This window comes from Streptomyces sp. NPDC002889 (assembly GCF_042888425.1).
GTDB lineage: Bacteria > Actinomycetota > Actinomycetes > Streptomycetales > Streptomycetaceae > Streptomyces.
Genome location: NZ_JBIAPT010000091.1, coordinates 1 through 1242, shown reverse-complemented (window position 1 = coordinate 1242; position 1242 = coordinate 1). Strand labels below are relative to the sequence as shown.

Below are 1242 nucleotides of genomic sequence, written 5' to 3'. Positions count from 1 at the left end.
ATCAACACCCGCGACCGGCGGCCGACACGACGGGTCACAGCCAAAGTCATCACGCTGCACCCCGCGATAGTTCAGTAGTCAAGCAACGGCATTGTGTTCCGGGTGGGAAGTGGCAGACCGTGATCTCGAGCCCGCTTTCCAAAGCGAAGGCCGCGAGGTGCTTCTTCCATGTCCAGCGGCGGGGGTCGTTGGAACCACCGCAGTCGGCGGTGATCAGCAGCCGGGCGGCGTCCGGGTGGTCGTCCCGTCCACGTTGCTGCCACCAGCGGCGGATGGATTCCACCGCGAACTCGCCCGTGTCGTGGTCGGTCCCGATGTTGACCCAGCCGGTGTTGCGGGCGATGTCGTAGATCCCGTATGGGATGACCACGGGCTGGTCACTGGTGATGAACGTGTGGCAGTCGACACGGATGGGGTTCTTGCCCGGCCGCCAGGTCCGTCCGGGTCGATCGCGGCTACCGAGCCACTCCTTGGCCTTGGTGTCCACGCTGATCACCGGCTGGTCGCCCTCGAGGAAGGCCACGGCGGTGGCGTTGATGTGCGTGAACTGGGCATCACGGTCCGGATGACTGGCGCCTTCCGTGGTCTTGGCGGTGCCCTGCAGGCTGTATCCCAGGGAGTGCAGCAGGCGTGCGACGGTCGCCGCGCTGACCGGGTGGTCTTGCATGGTCAGTGCAGAGGCCAGCGAACGGAGTGAGAGCGTGGTCCAGCGCAACGGCAAGACCGGATCACCCCGGGTGTGCGGCTCGATCAGAGATTCAAGCGCGGGCAGCAGACCGGGGTCGGTAACCGTCAGCGGCTTGCGGCCGGCTCCTGGAGCCCGGATCCGCCCTGTCGGCAAAGGGTGCCCGGACAACTCGGCGATTCCGCGTGCGACGGTGGCCGCACTGGCGCCAGAAGCGGCCGCCACCAACGTGATCCCGCCGTGGCCAAGCGCGGCAGCTTCGCTGGCCAGGTAAATCCGCCGGCGTCGCTCATCGAGATGAGGAAGGAATTGGTCGAACTTCGCCCTCAGAGCCAAAACCGAAGCCTGAGCAGCCGCACACGCAGTCACACCTCAGTGTCCCGCCAACACCCGTTCATCGAGCAGTAATTGAAATACAGGCCCCCGGTCGGATCGAGAACACCCAGGTGACACTGAGCCTTATCCAACCTCACTCTGAGCTGGTCAGATGAAGGGTGAGGACGGCCTGGACGAGGCTGGTGATCCGGGTGGTCGAGCACCGCAGTTTGCGGAGGACC

General features: G+C 65.4%; 2 pseudogenes. Both read right to left on the bottom strand.

The features are described 5' to 3' along the window. Nucleotides 1–94: 94 nt before the first annotated feature. A pseudogene (locus ACFYWI_RS38525) lies at nt 95–1054 on the bottom strand (ISAzo13 family transposase); the annotation flags it as partial. Between the two features lie 100 nt (nt 1055–1154). After that, nucleotides 1155–1242 (bottom strand): annotated as a pseudogene (locus ACFYWI_RS38520) (IS5/IS1182 family transposase); the annotation flags it as partial.